At 41.2% G+C, this 21,726-nt stretch carries 20 protein-coding genes and 2 pseudogenes; 20 read left to right on the top strand and 2 right to left on the bottom strand.

Annotated elements, in window-relative coordinates; genetic code table 11:
- Positions 1–4: 4 nt before the first annotated feature.
- The 5 genes from fliR to argS are packed head-to-tail and all read left to right on the top strand — an operon-like array spanning position 5 to position 4,743.
- Complete coding sequence (fliR, locus tag CYP28_RS06680; protein WP_054197078.1) at positions 5–766, top strand: flagellar biosynthetic protein FliR; 762 nt, start codon at positions 5–7, stop codon at positions 764–766.
- A 57-nt stretch (positions 767–823) separates the two neighbouring features.
- Positions 824–2,266 (top strand): Highly acidic protein, encoded by a 1,443-nt coding sequence (locus tag CYP28_RS06675; protein WP_103593594.1) that lies wholly within the window; start codon positions 824–826, stop codon positions 2,264–2,266.
- Entirely contained in the window at positions 2,267–2,878 is a 612-nt protein-coding gene (gene gmk / locus CYP28_RS06670; protein ID WP_103593593.1) for a guanylate kinase, read from the top strand.
- A 50-nt stretch (positions 2,879–2,928) separates the two neighbouring features.
- Positions 2,929–3,150: a twin-arginine translocase TatA/TatE family subunit gene (tatA, locus tag CYP28_RS06665; RefSeq protein ID WP_021091616.1), complete on the top strand. Its 222-nt coding sequence runs from the start codon at positions 2,929–2,931 to the stop codon at positions 3,148–3,150.
- Between the two features lie 9 nt (positions 3,151–3,159).
- Positions 3,160–4,743, top strand: coding sequence for an arginine--tRNA ligase (gene argS / locus CYP28_RS06660; RefSeq protein ID WP_103593592.1), 1,584 nt, complete (start codon positions 3,160–3,162; stop codon positions 4,741–4,743).
- Between the two features lie 90 nt (positions 4,744–4,833).
- Here argS and CYP28_RS06655 read toward each other — a convergent pair whose 3' ends face one another.
- A complete protein-coding gene (locus tag CYP28_RS06655; protein WP_103593591.1) occupies positions 4,834–5,769 on the bottom strand; it encodes a sugar transferase in 936 nt (311 codons plus the stop codon).
- 103 nt (positions 5,770–5,872) lie between these two features.
- Between CYP28_RS06655 and CYP28_RS06650 the strand changes: the two genes are divergently transcribed.
- Positions 5,873–6,856, top strand: coding sequence for a YeiH family protein (locus CYP28_RS06650; protein WP_103593590.1), 984 nt, complete (start codon positions 5,873–5,875; stop codon positions 6,854–6,856).
- On the opposite strand, the gene nadD is transcribed toward CYP28_RS06650, so the two are convergent.
- Positions 6,840–7,721: a nicotinate (nicotinamide) nucleotide adenylyltransferase gene (gene nadD / locus CYP28_RS06645; protein ID WP_103593589.1), complete on the bottom strand. Its 882-nt coding sequence runs from the start codon at positions 7,719–7,721 to the stop codon at positions 6,840–6,842. The genes CYP28_RS06650 and nadD overlap by 17 nt on opposite strands.
- Before the next feature lie 79 nt (positions 7,722–7,800).
- On the opposite strand from nadD, the gene gap reads away from it, so the two are divergent.
- The 14 genes and pseudogenes from gap to galE all read left to right on the top strand — a co-directional run bounded on the left by gap (position 7,801) and on the right by galE (position 21,723).
- Entirely contained in the window at positions 7,801–8,799 is a 999-nt protein-coding gene (gene gap / locus CYP28_RS06640; RefSeq protein ID WP_103593588.1) for a type I glyceraldehyde-3-phosphate dehydrogenase, read from the top strand.
- 15 nt (positions 8,800–8,814) lie between these two features.
- Complete coding sequence (locus tag CYP28_RS06635; protein ID WP_103593587.1) at positions 8,815–10,017, top strand: phosphoglycerate kinase; 1,203 nt, start codon at positions 8,815–8,817, stop codon at positions 10,015–10,017.
- Positions 10,014–10,691, top strand: a complete 678-nt coding sequence (locus CYP28_RS06630; protein WP_103593586.1) for a triose-phosphate isomerase — start codon at positions 10,014–10,016, stop codon at positions 10,689–10,691. Before CYP28_RS06635 ends, CYP28_RS06630 begins: the two co-directional genes overlap by 4 nt.
- A 175-nt stretch (positions 10,692–10,866) precedes the next feature.
- Entirely contained in the window at positions 10,867–11,685 is an 819-nt protein-coding gene (gene fabI, locus CYP28_RS06625) for an enoyl-ACP reductase FabI (RefSeq protein WP_103593585.1), read from the top strand.
- A 227-nt stretch (positions 11,686–11,912) separates the two neighbouring features.
- Positions 11,913–12,065: pseudogene (locus tag CYP28_RS10660) on the top strand (DUF2625 family protein); the annotation flags it as partial.
- Positions 12,007–12,463 (top strand): annotated as a pseudogene (locus CYP28_RS10925) (DUF2625 family protein). The pseudogenes CYP28_RS10660 and CYP28_RS10925, both read left to right, overlap by 59 nt.
- Before the next feature lie 201 nt (positions 12,464–12,664).
- A complete protein-coding gene (locus CYP28_RS06610; protein WP_103593583.1) occupies positions 12,665–13,687 on the top strand; it encodes an NADH:flavin oxidoreductase/NADH oxidase in 1,023 nt (340 codons plus the stop codon).
- Between the two features lie 234 nt (positions 13,688–13,921).
- Positions 13,922–15,928, top strand: a complete 2,007-nt coding sequence (locus tag CYP28_RS06605; protein WP_103593582.1) for a TonB-dependent receptor domain-containing protein — start codon at positions 13,922–13,924, stop codon at positions 15,926–15,928.
- Positions 15,929–16,056: 128 nt separating this feature from the next.
- Positions 16,057–17,403, top strand: a complete 1,347-nt coding sequence (locus tag CYP28_RS06600) for an FAD-dependent oxidoreductase (RefSeq protein ID WP_103593581.1) — start codon at positions 16,057–16,059, stop codon at positions 17,401–17,403.
- 38 nt (positions 17,404–17,441) lie between these two features.
- Positions 17,442–18,119, top strand: a complete 678-nt coding sequence (locus tag CYP28_RS06595) for a DUF4272 domain-containing protein (RefSeq protein ID WP_103624656.1) — start codon at positions 17,442–17,444, stop codon at positions 18,117–18,119.
- Between the two features lie 45 nt (positions 18,120–18,164).
- On the top strand, positions 18,165–19,223 hold the full coding sequence (locus CYP28_RS06590) for an NAD-dependent epimerase (RefSeq protein WP_103593579.1): 1,059 nt from the start codon (positions 18,165–18,167) through the stop codon (positions 19,221–19,223).
- A 9-nt stretch (positions 19,224–19,232) separates the two neighbouring features.
- Complete coding sequence (locus CYP28_RS06585) at positions 19,233–19,811, top strand: DNA-3-methyladenine glycosylase I (protein ID WP_103593578.1); 579 nt, start codon at positions 19,233–19,235, stop codon at positions 19,809–19,811.
- On the top strand, positions 19,811–20,659 hold the full coding sequence (locus CYP28_RS06580; RefSeq protein WP_103593733.1) for a DNA ligase: 849 nt from the start codon (positions 19,811–19,813) through the stop codon (positions 20,657–20,659). Before CYP28_RS06585 ends, CYP28_RS06580 begins: the two co-directional genes overlap by 1 nt.
- 80 nt (positions 20,660–20,739) lie before the next feature.
- Positions 20,740–21,723: a UDP-glucose 4-epimerase GalE gene (galE, locus tag CYP28_RS06575; protein WP_103593577.1), complete on the top strand. Its 984-nt coding sequence runs from the start codon at positions 20,740–20,742 to the stop codon at positions 21,721–21,723.
- Positions 21,724–21,726: the final 3 nt, after the last annotated feature.

Below are 21,726 nucleotides of genomic sequence, written 5' to 3'. Positions count from 1 at the left end.
AATAATGGAGCTAGTCGAGTTTTTTGGAGCGGATAAAGTCATAACCTTTATGCTCCTTTTTGCACGTCTTAGTGGGCTTATCGTATTTTTTCCATTCTTTTCTCACAATCAGATCCCGCTTAGCGTAAAAACTTTACTAGTTTTTGCCCTTTGTGTTGTACTTTTTCCGCTCTCACACGCTCATGAGCATGCTATAAATTTTTTGATCATGGAAATTTTAAGTGAGGCCATGCTCGGACTTTGCGCTGGGCTTTTGCTAAATATCGTTTTTGCTATACTTCAAATGGCTGGCGAGCAAATCTCAATGATTATGGGTTTTTCGATGGCTTCAGTGCTTGATCCACAAACTGGTACAAATTCGCCAGTGATCGCAAATATTTTAAATTTTATCGCGCTTCTTGCATTTTTGATGCTTGATGGGCACCATTTAATATTGCAGTTTTATTCCACTTCACTTTCTGCTATACCGCTTGGAGATTTTTATCCAAGAAGCGGTGTGATGAGCTACGCCCTAAAGCTCTTTGGTAATCTTTTTATGTTTGGATTTGTTCTGGCTTTCCCTATTATCGCGCTCTCTATACTTTCAGATGCTATTTTTGGCATGCTTATGAAAACTATGCCACAATTTAACCTATTAGTTGTTGGCTATCCTATTAAGGTAAGTATCGGTTTTTCGGTTTTGATAGCTATTTTAGCTGGCATTATAAAAATCATAACTGATATGATGGTGCAGATTTTAAACGATATGCCAGCACTGTTTTTTTAAGTAAATAGCAATGAAATTTATCATAAAATACAGCCTCAAGCTCTTCAAGGAGGGATTATGAAAGTTGCACTTGTAAATAAAAACCCAGCAGTTTCTCGCCTTATAACGTTAAGTTTAAATAAACTAGGCATAGAATATAGCGAATTTGACGATGTTAATAGTGTTGGCGATCAATTTGATTATATTATCATCGATAGTGATATGGATAGCAGCGATGTTAATTTAAATCAAAAGATAATGTATCTAGCACCTAGGGGCGGTGAAAAGCCAGATTTTGCTGATGTTATGCTTGAAAAGCCCTTTTTACCAACAGAATTTATTAGTTTATTTGAACAAAACAAAGATACTGACAATGATAAAGAACTTGAGCTTGGATTAGATGAGCCTACAAATTTTAATGACTTCGACGAAAACAATAAAAACTTTGATGATTTAGAAAATTTTGAGCTTCCAGAAATTGATATGGGCCTTGAAAATTTAGCAAAAGAAGATGATAAAGCAGATAAATTTGATAACGAGGCTTTAGATGACGAGTTTTTAAAAGAGGAGCTAAGTGAACTAGAGGCTGAGGATTTAAAGGATAAAGATATCAGTTTTGATGAAACAGACACTGAACTCATAGATGATGATATGATAAATGACATAGCTAGCAAATATATGGCTGATTCAGAAGATATAGACAAATCCTTAGAGCAAAACAATGAGCCGCCTGTGATAAAAGAAGAGCATAGTGATAACTTTGATGAGCTTAGTTCGCTTGTAGATGAGATAGATGATATGGGCGAGAGTGACTTGGCGGATGAAGAGGCTAAAAATGAGCTTGATAAAATGGTCGAGCAAAATTCTCAAAATTTAGAAACTGCCGAGCTTAATGAAGATTTTGTAGATGATATAAGCCAAAGTAAAAAAGAGCTCAGCGAGATCGAGTCTTTGGATAAAGAGCTAAACGAAGAAGCTAGCGAAGATAGCGAAAATTTTGATGAACCAGAGACTGATTTTGGCAATGATGAAAATTTTGAGCCTGAAAGCAGCGAGGCAAATTTGATAAATGAAGCTAGTCAAAATTTAGAGGAAGATATAGATGAAGAATCTACTCAGGAAGCAGAGGAGATTTCTTTGGGCGAAGATATAGACCTTGAAAAAGAGCCAACTAAAGAAGATCATGAAGAAATTTCTGAAGAAGTCCTTGCGCAAGAAGATCTAGGTATGGTAGATGAGGTGTTTGAGGAAGAAAATTTTAAAGAAGAGACGTTGGGTAGCCCAAATTTTGATGTAGCATCTATTGAAGAAATAGATGAAAATACGATGCAAGCAGCATTTGGATTAAATAATGCACCACAAACTAGCTCATGCGATGAAACAAAAATCGATGCTGACTATAAAGAAGAGCTAACCAAAAAGATCACAAAACACGTCCATGAGTCGTTAAATGAAAGCTCACTAAGAGATGTGCTAAAAGATATGAACATAAAGATAAATATAAGTTTTGAGGAAAAGTAGTTGCAAGGACAAATTTTAGTAGTTTCTGGGCCTAGCGGAAGTGGGAAAAGTACGCTTTTGGGCCGTCTTTTAAAGGAAGAGAAGGATCTTTATTTTTCTATTTCAAGCACAACAAGGGCAAAAAGAGAAGGCGAAGTCGATGGAGTGGATTACTATTTTATAAAAGAAGATGAGTTTAAAAGCGGTATAGAAAAGGGCGAATTTTTAGAATGGGCGCAGGTGCATAAAAACTATTATGGTACGAGCTTAAAGCCAGTTTTAGCAGCACTTGAGGCTGGCAAGATAGTTATATTTGATATCGATGTGCAAGGCTTTCACATCGCACTTGAAAAATTTAGAAGCTACATAACTTCAGTTTTTATCACAACTGCAAATAAAAAAGAGCTTAAAAAACGCTTGAAAAATCGCGGAACTGATAGTGAGGAGATGATAGAAAATCGCCTAATGAACGCAGTTGGTGAGATGGAGCACATCTTAGAATATGATTATTTTTTGGTAAATGATGACATTGAAAAGAGTTATAAAGGCCTAAAATCAATTCTTAGAGCGATGAGGTTAAAAAGCACAAAAATAGACTTAAGACGCGTTATTGATGAGTGGATAGATTGCTAGAAATTCAGGAATTTATGATAACATTTTGAAAAATTTATTGAGGAGAAAAAATGGGTTCTTTTAGTATTGGTCACTGGCTAGTTGTTTTAGCGATTATTGTTTTACTTTTTGGAGCAAAGAAGATCCCAGAACTTGCAAAAGGACTAGGCAAAGGTATAAAGACTTTTAAGGCTGAGATGGAGGATACAACCCCTGAAAAAAGTGAGAAAGTCGAGCATAAAGAAGAGAATGCCGATAGTCAAAAAATAGAAGAAACAACTAAAAACGCATAGGTTTTAGAGTTGAAAAATAAAATAAAAGCTGAAATTTCAAAGGTTTTAGAGCGTGAATTTGTGCTTGAAAAGCCAAAAGATAAAAATTTAGCTCACTATGCTACGCCACTTTTTAGTCTAGCAAAGGAGCTAAAAAAGTCGCCAGCCATGATAGCTAGCGAGTTTGCCGATAAATTTAGTGATAGCAAAATAGTTGAAGCCAGTGCGGTAAATGGCTACTTAAATTTCAAGCTAAAAAGCGAGTTTTTAGATGAAATTTCAAAGCAAATTTTGCTAGATAGCGAAAATTTTGCAAAAGAAGATATAAAAAAAGATAGCTATTTAATAGAATACATCAGCGCAAATCCAACTGGTCCGCTTCATATCGGACACGTTAGAGGTGCGGTTTACGGCGATACATTGGCAAGACTTGGCAAAAGACTTGGCTATGCTATCTCAACAGAGTACTACATAAATGATGCGGGCAATCAAATAGATCTGCTTGGCACATCGATATCACTTGCGGCTAAAGAGCAGCTTTTTAACGAAAGTGTCGTCTATCCAGAGAAATACTACCGCGGGGATTATATTTTAGATATCGCTAAGCTTGCAAATGAGAAATTTGGCAAGGAAATTTTTTATGACGAGAGCAGGAACCTTGAGCTTGCTGAGTTTGGCAAGGATATCGTGCTTGAGATCATCAAAAAAGATTTAGCGGACGTTGGCATTTTTATAGAGAGCTGGGCCAGTGAAAAAGCACTTTACGACCGCCTGGAGCCAACTATAGAAAAGCTAAAACGTTCAAATCAAATGTATGAAAAAGAGGGCGCTATCTATATCGCTTCTACCACACTTGGCGACGATAACGATAGGGTTGTGGTTAGAAATGACGGCAGACCGACATATTTAGCTGGCGATATCATCTATCATAACGCTAAATTTGAAAGAAATTTTGACCACTATATAAACATTTGGGGCGCAGACCATCACGGATATATCGCAAGGCTAAAGGCTGCGATAAATTTCCTTGGATACGATGAAAGCAAGCTTGAAGTGATACTTATGCAGATGGTTAGTCTGCTAAAAGATGGCAAGCCATACAAGATGAGCAAGCGCGCTGGTAATGCCGTGCTGATGAGCGATATTGCAAGCGAGATCGGTGCTGAGGCGCTTAGATTTATCTTTATAAGCAAGGCAAATACGAGTAGTTTGGAATTTGACGTAGATGAGCTTAAAAAAGAGGATAGCTCAAATCCTATTTTTTATATAAATTATGCTCATGCCAGGATAAATCAGATCTTTTCAAAGGCTGGAAAAAGCGTTTGTGACGTGATAAATGCGGACTTTAAATGTCTAGATGAAAATGCTAAAAATTTACTTTTTGAAGCGCTGATTTTACCTGAAATTTTAGAGGATGCTTTTATCTCAAGACAGCTTCAAAAGATACCAGACTATTTGAAGTCACTAGCTGCTAGTTTTCATAAATTTTATAACGAAAACCGCGTGGTTGGAAATGAAAACGAAGATAGCTTACTAAAAGTCTTTGCAGTCGTTGCTGTCTCGATAAAAACAGCATTTAACATAATGGGAATCACAGCTAAAGATAGGATGTAGAATTTGCATTCATTTTGGCTAAAAGCAACAAAATTAAATTAGAAAAAGGTTTATTTAAAAATATCTCAAACTCATGATGCTCTTGAGAATTTAAACGCCTTTTTTCTCAAATATAATCGCGATAGTTTTTACTATGATCTTTATCTCCAGCCAAAGTGACCAGTGTTTGATGTAGTAAAGATCATACATGAGTTTTTGTTTGGCGTCGTGTGTATTTGAGCCATAAGGGTAATTTACCTGTGCCCAGCCTGTGATACCAGGTCGAACAATGTGACGTTCATTGTAGTAAGGTATCTCTTTTTCAAAGAAATTTATCCAGTGTCTTCGCTCAGGCCTTGGTCCTATCAGATGCATTTGCCCTCGAAAGACATTTATGCACTGTGGCACCTCGTCTATACGAGTTTTTCGCATAAATTCGCCAAACTCAAATACTCTCTCATCATTTTCGCTAGCAAATTTTGCCCCATCTTTCTCGGCATCTTCCATCATCGAGCGAAATTTTATGCACTCAAATTCTCTATTGTTCAGCCCAACTCTACTTTGTAAAAAGTAAAGGCTTCCAGGTGATTGCTCGTCTATCTTTCTCTTTACATAAAATTTTAGACCAAAAAGCAAGATAAAAAGTACCAAACAGCTAGCATAATCGATCATTCGCTTGAGTGCGTAAGCAAAAGCACCATAAGGCCTTATCTCATCTAAAAAATTAAGATTTTCGCCATTTTCTGGGATATAACATTTGTGTAGGTAAATTTCTAAAAAATTCTCTACGTTTAAAAATTTTATCTTTTTATACTTCGTTTTAAACTGCAAAAGCGTGAGAAACCTCACCAGTTTGCCATCAACTGGCTTTGCAGTATTTAGTACGATCAGCCTTTGATCGCCTGATTTTATGAGATTTTCTAGTGCACTTCGCAAGGCCTTCGCGTCGCTATTTTCATGGGATAAAAAATTTACTTGACCAAATTTCTTTCTAAGCTTTTCTAGTTCTAAGCTGGTAAAAGCATATTTTTCGCCAAGGATGATCATAGTCCTATCCCTTTATCTTTATTTTAAATTTGCATTATAAAATTCGTCTAATTATACCCAAACGTGCTAATTGCATTTTTAAAAAATAGATTAAGGTTAAAATATGTCTCATAAATTTTTCGCTGTGCTTGTTCTAGTGCTGATTTGCGCCGTTTCTTTTACACTCTCAAACACACTTTTGGCTAAATTTTACACCAGCCCGCTCATTATCTCTATCATTTTAGGCGCTATTTTTGCAAATCTTTTCACCAAACAAACTCAAATTTTAAAATCTAGTGGCGTCGTGGCGATCGCTGGGAAGCAAATTTTAAGGCTAGGCATCATACTTTTTGGCTTCAATATAAGCCTTAACCAGATCGCAAGTGTTGGCACTCTAGGTGTGATATACGCAGCTTTTATGGTCTTTGCGACCTTTTGCTTTGCGCTTTTTACCACTAAGGCTTTGGGGCTTAGCAAGGATAGTGCCGTGCTCATTGGCTCAGGGGCTAGCATCTGCGGCGCAGCTGCTGTTATGGCTACTCAAAATGAGATAAAAGCAGACGCAAACAAGCTTGCTATCGCCATTTGCACGGTGGTGCTCTTTGGGACGATTGGCATGTTTATCTATCCATTTATCGCTAAATTTCTAGCTCTCACGCCACACCAAACTGGCTTTTTTATCGGCGGCTCGCTTCACGAAGTAGCCCACGTAGTCGCAGCTTCAGCAGCATTTGATGGCACAGCAAGTAGCACCGCTGTCATCATAAAAATGCTTCGCGTCATCATGCTTGTGCCATTTTTGTTTTTGCTAAATTTCTTAAATTTAAGTCAAAATAGCGGTGGTTCAAAGCTAAAGAGCATACCTTGGTTTGCGCTATTTTTCTTAGTGGCGATCTGCGTTAGATCTTTGCCATTTTTCCCTGAAAATTTGGTGCAAATTTTAAAGCTAGCCGCTAGTATCTGCCTTTGCGTCGCGATGTGTGCTTTGGGATTTGGGATAGATAGGAGTATATTTAAAGCGACGGGCAAAAAGCCATTTTTGCTAGCATTTTTTATATTTTTATGGCTTATTTGCTCATCGCTTGTTTTTGTTAAGACTCTTTGCTAGTTTTTAGCTTTTGCAAAAACTCTTCGATGTTGTATTTTGCTCTGTAAGCTGGACTTAAAAGATGTATCAAGATGTCGCTAAGGTCCATCACGATCCAATCAGGCGAGCTCTCAGTGCCTATAAATTTTTCTCCAAGAGGTTTAAGCTCCTCTTTTAGATCCTCGCTCAGTGAGTAAGCGTGTCTCTCGCCAAGCGTAGTAGCGATAACTACGGCTTTTACAAAATAATCATCCCCACTCATATCAAACACTTGTATCTCTTCAGCCTTTTTTGCGTCTAAAACCTTAACTATACTTTCGGTGCGCTCTTGCATCGATCTCTCTCGCATTTTTAATCCTTGGTAAAAATTTATAACTTCATCTTTTATCTTGCTAGGCAGCTCATCAAGCCCCTTTTGATGCCTGATTTGCGATGAGCTAACATCTACGTGCACGTCCATTTTTTGTAAATTACGTGGAATTTCTATGTGATTGCGCTTAGCGATCACAAACTGCACTAAATTTTTTAGCTCCTCGTAGCCATGCCATTTATCAAGCGTGGCTAGGTGGTCCGCGCCTATTATGAGATAAAATTTTTCTATCTTGAATTTCTCATACAAATACTTAACAGTCTCTATGGTAGGCACCGGGCGAGCTAAATTTATCTCATAGTCTGAGATCTCGACCTTCTCTAAAGCGCTCCAAATTTCTCTTATCCACTTTAGGCGAAGCTCTGGTGGAGCTGAAAATTCGCTCTTAAAGGGACTTATAAAAGTTGGCATGATGATGAGCTTGTCGATGTCAAGGCCGCTTAGTGCCATTTTCACAATGCTATCGTGTCCTAAATGAACCGGATCAAAGCTCCCGCCAAAAAGTGCTAACTTCATCTATTAAAGTGCCTTGTTTATATTTGTTTTAAAATTCTTTTTTGTAGAATTAGGCGTAATTATATCAAAAGGAGCTAAGATGTCAGTTAAAGTAGCAATAAACGGCTTCGGGCGTATCGGCAGGTGCGCTGCTCGTATTATTTTAGAGCGAGACGACGTTGAGCTTGTCGCTATCAACGACACGGCGACGCGCGACATGACGCGCTATCTGCTCAAATACGACAGCGTGCACGGCGAATTCAAGCAAGACGTTAAGGTGATAAGCGACGATTTTATAGAAGTAAGCGGCAAAAAGATAAGAGTTTTTTCAACAAGAGATCTAAACGAGCTTAGCTACGCAGACTACGGTGCAGACGTGGTTTTGGAGTGTACGGGTAAATTTTTAACTACAGAAAAATGCGAACCGTATCTAGCTCGCGGTATCAAAAAAGTCGTCATGAGCGCTCCGGCAAAAGACGACACGGCGACCTTTGTAGTCGGCGTAAACGACGATAAATACGCAGGCGAAGCGATCGTCTCAAATGCAAGCTGCACCACAAACGGCCTAGCTCCAGTGGCAAAGGTGCTAAACGATAAATTCGGTATCGTAAAAGGTCTTATGACCACGATCCACGCTTATACGAACGGTCAGAGCCTAGTAGACGTAAAGGCTAAAGACTTCCGCCGCTCGCGCGCTGCGGCTCTAAATATCGGGCCTACGACCACCGGAGCCGCAAAGGCGATCGCTAAAGTACTTCCCGAGCTAAGCGGCAAGATGCACGGACAAAGCGTGCGCGTACCGGTAGCAAACGTCTCTATGGTCGATCTAACGGCGGTTTTAAAAAGACCTGCTAGCAAAGAGGAGATAAACGAGGCGTTTAGAGCGGCTGCGGAGTCAAATTTAAGGGGAATTTTATTCGTCGATGACGACTATAGAGTTAGCAGCGACTTTTGCACGAGCGCATACAGCAGCATCGTGGCTAGCGACACTACGCAGGTAATCGCTGATGATATGGTGAAGGTCTTTGCATGGTACGACAACGAGTGGGGCTACTCAACAAGGCTCGTCGACCTAGCTAAGATCGTGGCTACGAAGTAAATTAAAGGGCTAAAAATGAGTGAAATTTTATCGATCAACGACCTTGAGCTCGGCGGCGCGAAGGTATTTGTCAGGTGCGATTTTAACGTGCCGATGGACGAGTTTTTAAACATCACCGACGACCGCCGCATACGCTCTGCGATCCCAACGATCCGCTACTGCCTAGATAACGGCTGCAGCGTGGTTTTGGCTAGCCACCTAGGACGCCCTAAAAACGGCTTTGAGGAGAAATTTTCGCTGCGAGGCGTGGCAAAGAGGCTTTCAAGGCTGCTTGATAGAGACGTGATATTTGCCGAGGACGTCGTCGGCGCGGACGCCAAAGCCAAAGTCGCCGCACTAAAACCGGGCGAAATTTTACTTCTTGAAAATTTGCGCTTTGAAAAGGGCGAAACCAAAAACGACGAAGCTTTGGCAAAAGAGCTTTCAGAATTTGGCGAATTTTACATAAACGACGCATTTGGCGTCTGCCACAGGGCTCACGCATCGGTCGAGGCGATCACTAAATTTTACGACGAGAAGCACAAGGCGGCGGGATTTTTACTACAAAAAGAGATAAATTTCGCCCAAAATCTCATCAAGCACCCTGCGCGTCCATTCGTGGCGGTCGTGGGCGGCAGCAAGGTAAGCGGCAAACTGCAAGCCTTGCATAACCTTCTGCCACGCGTAGATAAGCTCATAATTGGCGGTGGCATGGCATTTACATTTTTAAAATCACTTGGCGAAAACATCGGAAATTCGCTCCTTGAAGAAGACCTCATCGAGGATGCGCGCGAAATTTTGCGCAAGGGCAGGGAGCTTGGCGTTAAAATTTACCTACCCGTAGACGTCGTCGCAGCTCAGACGTTTTCGGCAGAAAGCGCCGTGAAATTCGTCCCTGCGCAAGAAATACCTAGTGGCTGGATGGGGCTAGACATCGGGCCTGCGTCGATTAGGCTCTTTAAGGAGGTAATCGCTGACGCGCAAACCATCTGGTGGAACGGGCCGATGGGCGTTTTTGAGATGGATAAATTTAGCAAAGGTAGCATCAAGATGAGCCACGCCATCATCGACACACACGCGACTACGGTCGTTGGCGGCGGCGATACGGCCGACGTCGTCGAGCGCGCCGGGGATGCCGACGAGATGACATTTATCTCCACGGGCGGCGGCGCGAGCTTGGAGCTCATCGAGGGCAAGGAGCTACCGGGCATAAAACCGCTTAGAAAGGCTGCGGGGTGAGGTTTTTAGCAAATTTAAAGTGCAATCACACGAGAGTGAGCTTTGCTAAATATGCTGAAATTTTAGACGCAAATTTAAGCGCAAACGACGACGTGACGGTATTTCCTCCGTTTAGCGCGCTTGATCTTGCGGCTCATAAATTTAAACTCGGTGCGCAAAATTTCTACCCGTGCGAAAGCGGCGCTCACACCGGCGAGATCGGCAAGGCGATGCTGGACGAGTTTGGCGTAAAAAGCGTGCTGATAGGGCACTCCGAACGGCGCGAGCTGGGCGAGAGCGAGGAGCTTTTGCGAGCTAAATTCGACTTCGCCGTAAAGTCGGACTGGCAGATCGTCTACTGCATCGGCGAAAATTTGAGCGTAAACGAAGCGGGTCGCACGAAGGAGTTTTTGGCGGAACAGCTAAAAAATATCGACCTTGGCTACGAGCGGCTGCTGATCGCCTACGAGCCAATTTGGGCGATAGGCACGGGCAAGAGTGCGAGCACGGAGCAGATAGGGAATGTTTTAAATTTCATCCGCGAGCAGACGAGCGCGCCGCTGCTTTACGGCGGCAGCGTCAATGTCGCAAATATCGGCGGGATAGCGCGGATTGCGAACTGTGACGGAGTATTGGTAGGTACGGCGAGCTGGGACGCGTCGAAGTTTTTGGAGCTTATACGCGTCGTCTCGTGAGTGTCTTTTAATGAGTTGGAAATTTTAAGTCTGCGACAGGCTATGTGCCTAGTCTTGACTTAAAATTTCTACACAACATTAAAATCCATCTCATGATACTGCCGCTATCAAAATTTTAAATTTAAAAATTTAAATCAAATCGCTTAAAAGCCAAGCAAAATAGAAAGGAGAAATAATGATTTTAAAAGGCAAAAAGGGCCTCATCGTCGGCGTCGCTAACGCCAAATCTATCGCTTACGGCATCGCCGAAGCTTGTCACGAGCAGGGTGCGCAGATGGCGTTTACCTACCTAAACGACGCGCTGAAAAAACGCGTAGAGCCGATCGCGGAGGAGTTTGGGAGCAAATTCGTCTATGAGCTTGACGTAAACAATCCTGCCCACTTAGACGGGCTTGCGGATCGCATCAAAGCAGACCTTGGCGAGATAGATTTCGTCGTGCATGCTGTGGCCTATGCGCCGAAAGAAGCGCTAGAGGGCGAGTTCGTAAATACGACCAAAGAGGCCTTTGACATCGCGATGGGTACGAGCGTGTATTCGCTACTAAGCCTTACTCGTGCGGTTTTACCAGTGCTAAAAGAGGGCGGCTCGGTGCTTACACTCACATATCTAGGCGGACCTAAATTCGTGCCTCACTACAACGTCATGGGCGTCGCAAAAGCAGCGCTTGAAAGCTCAGTTCGCTACCTAGCACACGACCTTGGAGCTAAAAATATCCGCGTAAACGCGATCAGTGCAGGCCCTATCAAAACGCTTGCCGCAAGCGGAATTGGCGATTTTAGGATGATTTTACGCTACAACGAAGTAAATAGCCCGCTAAAACGCAACGTCACCACAGAAGACGTCGGCAAAAGCGCTATGTACCTGCTTAGCGACCTTGCTAGCGGCGTGACCGGCGAGGTGCACTACGTCGACTGCGGCTACAACATTATGGGCATGGGCGACGTGGCTACCGACGCCGAGGGCAACACGATCTTAGCCTGGGACGCGAAATAATCCTCTAATGCAAATTTGGCGGGGCGACTCGCCAAATTCTTCTTTTTAATTTCATTAAATTTATCGCAAGAACTCGCGATAAGGGCCTTAGAGCGGTGCATAGATACAAATGAGCCAGGCTGAGAGTTGGTAGAAGAGCAGCTAAATAAGCTAAAAACGAGTGAAATTTACCGCGTGATGAGAGCAGGACGCAAAGCGAGCTTTTAGGACTTCAAGTAACTACCCGCTCACCGATGGGAGCGCTTGTTTATGGGTGCGGCGGAATCGTGATAGACGGCGGTTGGCTGCGCGTGCTTGGCTCAGGGTGCGAGCAGATGAAGCGTGGAATTTACAGCTTTAACCTTGGCAAGAGCTTTAGCGAAGCAGGGCAGATGCCCTAGCTATCTGCTTGTGGCGGATGATGTTTTGGGTGGATTTTTCGCGGTAAATGGCGGCGCATTTGGTGGTAAAGCGGGCAACGTCTTTTACTATGCGCCAGATAGCGGCAAATGGGAAGATACGCAGCTTGGCTACTCGCGTTTTTTACCGAGCGCTATGCGGCGATATATCTAAATTTTACGAGCTTTACCGCTGGGATGGTTGGCGCGAAGATATGAGAAAATTTAGCCTTGATAAGGTGATGTTTGCGCTACCGCCAATACTTTGGCAAGACGCTGACGTAAGGCTAAGGCTAAAAGATATGAAAAAGACGGCGTTAATGTCGATGAATATTTTACTTCTGTGTTTAAAGGTGAGAAATAGAATTTTTGTAAATTTTTACTATTTTTACAAATTTTAAAACTTTCACCCACTCGTAAGAATTGACTACAAAAATTTGGTTTCGCTTACAGCTTAGCTCAAATTTTAGAGCCAAAATGCATTCGCTCAAAAATTTTAAAATTTGATTGATAATTTTAAGATTACAATACACAAATTCCTACAATTCCAAAAATTTAAACAAATATCCTAAAATAACCAAAAATAATTTTAAAGGAAATTTATGCAAAGTAAGCTTTTTACACCATTTAAGATAGGTAATATCGAGATTAAAAACCGCATTATAATGGCCCCTATGTGCATGTATGAAGTTAAAAAAGAGGATGGTCGTCCAAGATGCTTTCATAGGCTCCACTATTCAACAAGGGCGATTGGTGGCGTTGGTATGATCATTGTTGAAGCGACAGCGGTCGAGCCTAGAGGTAGGATCAGCAAAAAAGACCTTGGTCTTTGGAGTGACGAGCAGATAGAAGCTCACGCAGAGCTGGTAAAAGACTGCAGCAAATACGGTGCTAAAATGGCTGTCCAGCTAGCTCATGCTGGTAGAAAGAGTACTTGTGATGGCATTATTGCTCCAAGTGAGATCAAATTTAGTGAAGAATATGCAACACCAAAAAAGATGAGTATCGAGGAGATCGCAAGTGTCAAACAAAGCTTTATAGATGCTGCTGTAAGGGCAGAGAATGCAGGATATGATGCGGTAGAGATTCATGCAGCACATGGATATTTGATAAATCAATTTTTATGCGCCGGCATAAATAAGCGAGAAGATAATTACGGCGGAAGTTTTGAAAACCGTATAAAATTTTTGATAGAAATTTTAAAAGAGATAAAAACTAGCGTTAAAATCGCAGTTGGCGTTAGAATAAGTGCTAGTAGCTGGCTAAATGGTGACTGGGACGTGGAAGATAGTGTGAGGCTAGCGCGTGAGCTAGAAAAAAATGGAGCTGACTTCATCCATGTCTCGGCTGGTGGTATCTATGCAAATGTCGATGCTGCACCAAAATTTACATCACTTTATCAAGCAGACTACGCAAAAGCGGTGAAAAGTGCAGTAAATATTCCTGTCATAGCAGTGGGGCTTATCACAAAGGCAGGCGAGTGCGAGGCATTGCTACTTGGCGATGTTTGTGACGGCGTGGCGCTTGGCAGAGAACTACTTAGAAATCCTTACTTCGCATTTAATGCTATGAAAGAATTTGGCGAGAGCGATAACATAGAAAACGCTTATAAAAGAGCATATTAAAATTTTATGGCAAGGGGAACTCTTGCCAAAATCTACACTTAGCTTAAGCAAAAATTTAAAAATTTTTATCACCATTTTTCATTTAAAGTAAAAAATAATTTTTCTATTTTCACCAATAAATCGTATAAAATATAAATTTTTATTCAAAATTTATATTTTAAATTATAATATTCAATCTCAAAATTATGCTATAAAATTAAAATAGTAACTTTAATAACCAAATTAGGAGAAAATATGAGATTTAAAAGCTTATTTAAACTCTCTCTTGCAGCAAGCATAGCAGTTTGTGCAAATGGGGCAGACGAGAGCGTATTAAGCGGAGTTGAGGTAACAAGTAGCAGTGGTGGATACGGCGTTGATGACATCAAAATTTCAACTAGAAATGCTGGCCTAGTAAAAGACGTGATGAGGGACATCCCTGGAGTCTATGTGGGCGGCACAAACGGCATGAACCAAAAAATTTATATGAGAGGCGTTAGCGACCGCGGTCTAAATATCACGATAGATGGCGCAAAACAAAACGGAAATACATTTCACCACAATGCCGACTTGCTGATCGATTCAGATCTTATAAAAGCCGTTGATGTCGAGGTTGGCTCAAGGTCAGTCGTAAATGGCTCAGGCGCACTTGGTGGCTCGGTCGCCTTTAAAACGGTGGATGCAAAAGACTTACTAGAAAGTGGTGAGATCATCGGCGCAAAAATCAAAACGGGCTACGCCTCAAACAACGACGAATTTTCGCAAGGCCTTATGATCTTTACTGCACCGGTTGAAGGGCTTGATTTTATAGCCGCTATTAATCACAAAGGCTATGACTACGGCAAAAGTGGCAATAAAATGAAGATAGGCGGCGATGGCAACGACCTTAGCTATCTTTTAAAGCTTGGCTATAGCTTCCTTGATGCGCATAGAATTTCTATCTCAAGAGAGCATAATGAATTTAAGGGTCTTTATCCTTTAAGAGCAGAATTTGGTAGTTCGCATGCAAATGATGACCACCGCAAATACGAGCGCGATACGACAACGCTAAAATACGAATACAAGCCTAGTAATCTTTTGAATTTAGAGGTAACGGCATATAATACCGAGCATAAAAAAGATGATCCGGTCTTAAAAATTTTAGGCGTAAAGACAAACGGCATAAATGCAAAGGCTAAGAGTATAGTCGAGACCGGCGCTTTGACGCAGACGCTTAGATACGGCGCTGAGTTTTACCAAAGTAAAAATTTTAACAAGCCAAATAATCACTATCCTGAAAAGGTAAATAACTACTCAATCTATGCGGAAGATGCGCTAAATTTTAGCTCGCTAACCATCACACCAGGCATCAGATACACCCATCACGAGCTAAAAAGCTACGACGGCAGAGCTGGAAATGTAAAGAGCTACACCTATAAATTTAATGAATTTACCCCAGCGCTTGCGCTTGATTATGAGATCATTAAAGGGCTTAATGCATTTGCAAGCTATGCAAGAGTCTTTAGAGGGCCTGATGTCATGGAGTCGATGATGGCAAGTGGAAGCAGCAGGGGCAGAGCCTTAAATTGGTCGGCAAATAAGGATCTAAAAGCGACAACTGGTAATAGCTACGAAACTGGTCTTAAATATCATGGCGACATAAATGAAGTTAGCTCATATAGCCTCTCTGCAAAATATTTCATGACAAAATATAAAAATTTAATAGTTGATAACAACGCAGCAGGTGGAGGTGTAAATCAAACTTTAGTTAGGATAAACGCTGGTGGCGCTGATATAAGCGGCGTTGAGCTACTTGCAAGGCTAAATTTAGACGCACTAAGCCTAGCTGCTAGCTACACTCATCAAAATGTAAAATATAAAGATAGAGTAGCAAACCCAGCAAGGGGCGGATACTACACCTCAAACGTTATCGGCTACCGAGATCAGGGCGATAAATACACATTTAACGCAGAGTATGCATTTTCTAGCATTGATACGCTAGTAGGCTACAACCTAATCTACTTTGCATCAAAAAATACCATCTCGGCTGGTAATGACGAAAGTGTGAATATACCAAGCTACGCAGTTAGCGATATCTACGCTACCTATTCACCAAGCAGCGGTAAATTTAAAGGCCTTGAGATAAACGCTGGAATTTACAACCTCTTTAACAAAGCTTATACTTCACAATCTCAAAGATTGGCTACATATACAGGCGACTCAAATTTCATAGACTGGGAACCAGGTAGAAATTTCAAAGTAAACGTCTCTTATAAATTCTAACTTCAAGGCAAGGTGAGAACCTTGCCAAATTTCTCTTTTATATAAAAATTCTAGCTTTTTTCACTATGCTGTTTGTTTTAAAATTAATATAGTATCATTTTGGCGACTAAACTTTTTTGGGAGAAAAAATGAGGCAGAAGCACTTTGAAGTGGTAATTGTCGGAGCAGGCATTAGTGGGACGGCGCTCTTTTATGAGTTGGCTGCATTTAGCGACATAAAAAAAGTCGCACTTTTAGAAAAATATGACGGCGTAGCTACTCTAAATTCAAACGGCAAAGGCAACTCACAAACCATTCATTGTGGCGATATCGAGACAAACTACACACTAGAAAAAGCAAAAAAAGTCTCTCGTGTGGCAAATATGCCAGTAAAATATGCTCTAAAATACAATCTTGATGGCAAGTATATGTTCGCTCATCAAAAGATGGCACTAGCTATCGGAGATGCTGAAGTAGAGCGCATGAAAGAGAGATATGAGAGTTTTAGAGAGCTTTTTCCTTACCTTGAAATTTATGACAAAGAGAAGTTAAAACAAATCGAGCCAAACGTCGTTTTTGACGCAAATGGCAATGAGAGGACAGAAAACATCATCGCCATAGGCACGCAAAATGGGCAGTTTACGACGATGGATTTTGGTGGCTTAGCAAACTCACTTGTGCAAAATGCGCTAAATTTAGGCGCAGATGGCTACGAGATCAGCCTAAACTCAGAAGTAACTGATATAAAAAAGGCTGGCGATACATTTCACATAAAGATAAATGATGGTGAGGTGATCACTGCAAACTACGTCGTAGTCGATGCTGGAGGACACTCGCTATTTTTGGCTCACAAGATGGGTTATGGGCTTCATCTTAGTACATTGCCCGTTGCTGGAAGCTTTTATTTCGCAAAAAAACGCTTACTAAACGGCAAAGTTTATATGGTGCAAAACGATAAGCTGCCATTTGCTGCGCTTCACGGCGATCCAGATATCCTAGCTAATGGCAACACCCGCTTTGGACCAACAGCTCTAGTCATACCAAAACTAGAGAGATATCACGGCTGTTCAAGCTTTTTTGACTTTTGTAAATGCCTAAAATTTGATAAAAATGTCTTTGAAGTCTTTACAAATCTCTTAAAAGATAGCGACATCAGATCTTATATTTTAAGAAATTTCTTATTTGAAGTGCCATTTATCAATAAAAAAGAATTTGTAAAAGACGCTAGAAAGATCGTGCCAAGCCTAAGTGAAAATGACCTAAGCTATGCTATAAATTTTGGCGGCGTAAGACCGCAAGTTATCGACCGTAATAAAAAGTGCCTTGAGCTTGGCGAGGGCAAGATAAGCACAGGCGAGGGTATAAGTTTTAATATGACTCCAAGTCCTGGGGCTACTAGTTGCTTTGAAATAGCAAGAACTGATATGATCGAAGCCTGTAAATTTTTAGGTAAAAATTTTAACGAAGAGAAATTTAACGCCGAGTTTTTTGAATAAAAATGGGAGTGTTTGATATTTTTAAAAAAGGTGCGGATATGCCAAAAACAGCGCAACAAAGAAAAGATGAGAGCATAAAAATTTTAAAAAAAGAGGGCGTGGCTGTGCTTGAGAGTCTGCCACTAAGGTATGACAATAGTGAAGTTACGCCAAGAAGCGTTGATGAGATCATTGCTCGTGCGGTTTGCTCATTTACAGCGATTATGTGTGCTTGTACGATTCGTGACAATGGCCACCTAAGTGAAGATGAGATAGCTTGGGCTAAAGACTTTTTGGGCGATTTTTATAATGACCTAAGTGTAAAAGAAAAAGAGGTCGTAGAGGGAAGGGCTGATATAAATTTGGCCGTAAATATGGGCTGGAAATATGAGTCGCTTTGGATCTTGCTTTGGGCGCTTGGTATAGCTGAAGATATCGGTGAGATGGATAAAATTTGCGACTGTGAGTTTGTGATGGATGTCTTTAGAGAGGGTGGGCTCAAAAACCGCTCAAAACTGCGCAGTTTGGATGAAATTTTAAGCAAACTTGACCTAGTTTATCGTTATCACTGGGCGTGTGTGGATGCTAGGATAAATGGCAAAAAGCTTGCTGGACTTGACGAAGAGGTCGTTATGGAAAGACGTGCAGGGCTTGAGTGGTTATGTTGCAAAGGTTGGGAGAACGACGACTTAAGAGCTGAATTTAACGCTTGGGACTACCCTGATCTAAATACGTAAATTTACATTTTTGCACTAAAATAAGCCAAAAATGAAAGGAAAAATATGAAAATTTTAGTAACTGGAACAGCTGGATTTATAGGATTTCACCTTGCGAATGCCCTTGTAGCACGTGGCGATGAGGTCGTTGGATATGACGTGATAAACGACTATTACGACGTAAATTTAAAGCTTGCTCGCCTAAAAACGGCTGGCTTTGACGTAAATGAGATAGATTATGGCAAGCTGATCGCCTCAAAAACACATCCGAATTTAAAATTTATAAAAGCCGATTTGGCCGATGAAAAGACTATGAAAGAGCTTTTTTCTAAAGAAAAATTTGACGTAGTAGTAAATTTAGCCGCACAAGCAGGCGTTCGCTACTCGCTTATAAATCCAAAAGCCTATATAGACAGCAACATCACAGGCTTTACAAATATCCTAGAGTGCTGCCGCCACAATGAGATCAAAAATTTAGTCTATGCAAGCTCTAGCTCGGTTTACGGCCTAAATGAGAACATGCCATTTTCTACGCACGAAGGGGTCAATCACCCAATAAGTCTCTACGCAGCGACCAAAAAGAGCAACGAGATGATGGCGCACACTTATAGCCATCTATTTAACGTGCCAACGACCGGACTTCGCTTTTTTACCGTTTATGGACCATGGGGACGCCCTGATATGGCGCTATTTTTGTTTGTTGATGCCGCACTTAAAGATAAGAGCATCGACGTCTTTAACTACGGCAAGATGAAGCGTGACTTTACCTACGTGGATGACATAGTAAAGGGCATCATTAAGTGCATAGATAACCCAGCGAAGCCAAATCCAGCTTGGGACGCAAAGCACCCAGACCCTGCCACTTCAAAAGCGCCGTTTAAGGTCTATAACATCGGTAATAACAGCCCAGTTGAGCTCATGGACTACATCAAGGCGGTTGAGATAAAGATCGGCCGCGAGATCAAGAAAAATTTCCTCCCACTTCAAGCAGGCGACGTGCCAGCAACATTTGCTGATGTGAACGATTTGGTGGCTGATTTTGACTACAAGCCAAATACAAAAGTAAACGACGGCGTGGCTAAATTTGTCGAGTGGTATTGCGAGTTTTACGGAGTTAAAATTTAAGGAAAGCAGATGAGGCGATGTGAATGGGCAAAAGGCGAGCTTGATATAGCTTACCACGATAACGAGTGGGGCAAAGTCGTAAAAGATGATAGAAAATTTTTTGAAATGATAGTTCTGGAGGGTTTTCAGGCGGGACTTTCGTGGCATGGAGTGCTTCAAAAAAGAGAGGCCATGAGAGAGGCGTTTGATGGCTTTGATCCAGAGAAGATCAAGCTTTACGACGAGGCTGAGATAGCGAAATTTATGCAAAATGAGAGATTGATTCGCAACAGATTAAAACTAAAATCACTCTCTGCAAACGCCCTTGCATTTTTATCCGTAACGCAAGAATTTGGTAGCTTTTATGACTATCTTTGGGGATATTTGTTAAGAAAATTTGACCCAAAATTTGACGGCAAACAGATCATAAATCACTATCAAGATATCAAACAAGTGCCAGCCACTACGCCGATGTCTAACTTTGTGGCAAAGGAGCTAAAAAAGCGAGGGTTTAAATTTTTAGGCTCTGTTAGCACCTATGCATTTTTGCAAAGTGTGGGCGTTGTAGACGATCATCTGGATTATTGCTTTTGCAAGGCAAAAGCTTGATTAGAATATTTTTTGCGGTTTTACTCCTTTTAAATTTTGCATTTTCTCTTGATTTGCTACGCCTTAGCGAGTATAAAGATCAAAATGTCAGTGGTTGGCTAGCTAGCGAGAAGCTTGATGGCGTGCGTGCCTACTGGGACGGAGAGAATTTACTCTCAAGGCAGGGCAAAAGGCTGAATGCGCCGCTAAGTTTTACTAAAAATTTCCCAAAATTTGCGCTCGATGGCGAGCTTTACGCAAAAGAGCTTAAATTTGAAGAAATTCAAGCGACCGTGATGGATAAGCTACCCGATGAAAAAGCTTGGCAGAGGCTAAAATTTCATATTTTTGACGTGCCTGAGGCAAGTGGTGGTTTGCTTGACAGGCTTGAAGTTTTGGCTAAATTTCTAAAAAATAAGCCAAATGAAAATTTGATCATCATAAAACAGATAAAAATGCGAGATAACGCTCAGTTTTTAAAATTTACAGAGGATATTATTATAAAGGGTGGCGAGGGAGCAGTCGTGCGTGAGCCAAATGCACCGTACGAGCGAAAAAGAAGCAAAAATGTACTGAAATTTAAAAAATTTAAAGATGCCGAGTGTGAAGTAATCGCTATAAATAAAGGCAGCGGCAAATACGCAAAATTTGCTGGTTCGCTTACCTGTAAAGCGCTTGGTGGCAAGCAGGGTGAAGAAAAATCTGGTGAACCAAAATCTGGCACTATCTTTAAAATAGGCTCAGGACTAAGCGATGAAAAGCGCCGAAATCCCCCAAAGATAGGCTCCATCATCACATATAAATTTCAAAATTTAACAGCCAATGGCAAGCCAAGATTTCCAATATTTTTAAGGGTTAGAGAAGATTAAAATTTATTCAAAAGCCTTGTTTTACTTTTGCTTTACCCTATTTTTGATAAAATTAACCACTTTTTACGAAAGGCTTAAACTTGAAAATTTTAGTAACAGGTGGTGCTGGATACATCGGCAGCCACGTAGTAAAAGCACTTTTAAAGCAAGGTAAAGATGAGATAACCATCATCGATAATCTCTGCAAGGGCTCACAAAAAGCACTTGAGGCGCTCCAAAAAATCGGAAATTTTAAATTCATAAACGCAAATTTAGAAGATGATCTAAGTGAAATTTTTGAAAATGGCAAATTTGATGCGATCATCCATTTTGCGGCGTTTATCGAGGTTTTTGAGAGTATGAGCGAGCCACTAAAATACTATCTAAACAACACTGCAAACGTCGCAAGGGTGCTAAAATACGCAAAAACTTACAATGTAAATAAATTTATATTTAGCTCAACTGCTGCAGTTTATGGCGAGCCAGACGTGGCAGAGGTGAGCGAAACAACGCCTACAAACCCGATAAATCCATACGGAAGAAGTAAGCTTATGAGCGAGCAGATCATTAAAGACTACGCCGCTTCAAATAAAAATTTTAAATTTGCAATACTTCGCTACTTCAACGTGGCAGGCGCGGACGAAGAGGGGTTAATCGGTCAAAACTATCCAAATGCCACGCACCTTATCAAAGTAGCTGTGCAAACTATACTTGGCAAGCGTGACAGTATGGGCATCTTTGGCGATGATTACGCGACAAAAGATGGTACATGTGTAAGAGACTACATTCACGTTAGTGACCTAGCAGACGCTCACATAAGTGCGCTAGAGTATATCGGTCAAAATGGAAGTGAAACTTTTAACGTGGGATACGGCAGAGGATTTAGCGTAAAAGAGGTCATCGAGACCGCAAAAGAGGTGAGTGGGGTAAATTTCAAAGTGTTAAATGCTCCAAGAAGAGACGGCGACCCAGCTATCCTCATCTCAAACGCAAGCAAACTACGCTCGCTAACAAGCTGGAAGCCAAAAAGAGATGATCTAGCGCTCATCATAAAAACCGCCCTTGAATGGGAAAAGAAAATTTAAGGA

The sequence above is a fragment of the Campylobacter concisus genome (assembly GCF_002914195.1).
Taxonomy (GTDB): Bacteria; Campylobacterota; Campylobacteria; order Campylobacterales; family Campylobacteraceae; genus Campylobacter_A; species Campylobacter_A concisus_M.
The sequence above is the reverse complement of the archived record's forward strand: the minus strand, read 5'-3'. Positions and strand labels throughout refer to the sequence as shown.

Bases quoted from the DNA above. Each gene is read 5' to 3' on its own strand.
- tatA (WP_021091616.1), top strand. From the start codon at position 2,929: ATGGGTTCTTTTAGTATTGGTCACTGGCTAGTTGTTTTAGCGATTATT.
- fabI (WP_103593585.1), top strand. From the start codon at position 10,867: ATGATTTTAAAAGGCAAAAAGGGCCTCATCGTCGGCGTCGCTAACGCC.
- nadD (WP_103593589.1), bottom strand. From the start codon at position 7,721: ATGAAGTTAGCACTTTTTGGCGGGAGCTTTGATCCGGTTCATTTAGGA.
- CYP28_RS06635 (WP_103593587.1), top strand. From the start codon at position 8,815: ATGAGTGAAATTTTATCGATCAACGACCTTGAGCTCGGCGGCGCGAAG.
- CYP28_RS06605 (WP_103593582.1), top strand. From the start codon at position 13,922: ATGAGATTTAAAAGCTTATTTAAACTCTCTCTTGCAGCAAGCATAGCA.
- CYP28_RS06590 (WP_103593579.1), top strand. From the start codon at position 18,165: ATGAAAATTTTAGTAACTGGAACAGCTGGATTTATAGGATTTCACCTT.
- fliR (WP_054197078.1), top strand. From the start codon at position 5: ATGGAGCTAGTCGAGTTTTTTGGAGCGGATAAAGTCATAACCTTTATG.
- CYP28_RS06675 (WP_103593594.1), top strand. From the start codon at position 824: ATGAAAGTTGCACTTGTAAATAAAAACCCAGCAGTTTCTCGCCTTATA.
- CYP28_RS06595 (WP_103624656.1), top strand. From the start codon at position 17,442: ATGCCAAAAACAGCGCAACAAAGAAAAGATGAGAGCATAAAAATTTTA.
- gap (WP_103593588.1), top strand. From the start codon at position 7,801: ATGTCAGTTAAAGTAGCAATAAACGGCTTCGGGCGTATCGGCAGGTGC.
- CYP28_RS06655 (WP_103593591.1), bottom strand. From the start codon at position 5,769: ATGATCATCCTTGGCGAAAAATATGCTTTTACCAGCTTAGAACTAGAA.
- CYP28_RS06585 (WP_103593578.1), top strand. From the start codon at position 19,233: ATGAGGCGATGTGAATGGGCAAAAGGCGAGCTTGATATAGCTTACCAC.
- CYP28_RS06650 (WP_103593590.1), top strand. From the start codon at position 5,873: ATGTCTCATAAATTTTTCGCTGTGCTTGTTCTAGTGCTGATTTGCGCC.
- CYP28_RS06600 (WP_103593581.1), top strand. From the start codon at position 16,057: ATGAGGCAGAAGCACTTTGAAGTGGTAATTGTCGGAGCAGGCATTAGT.
- CYP28_RS06610 (WP_103593583.1), top strand. From the start codon at position 12,665: ATGCAAAGTAAGCTTTTTACACCATTTAAGATAGGTAATATCGAGATT.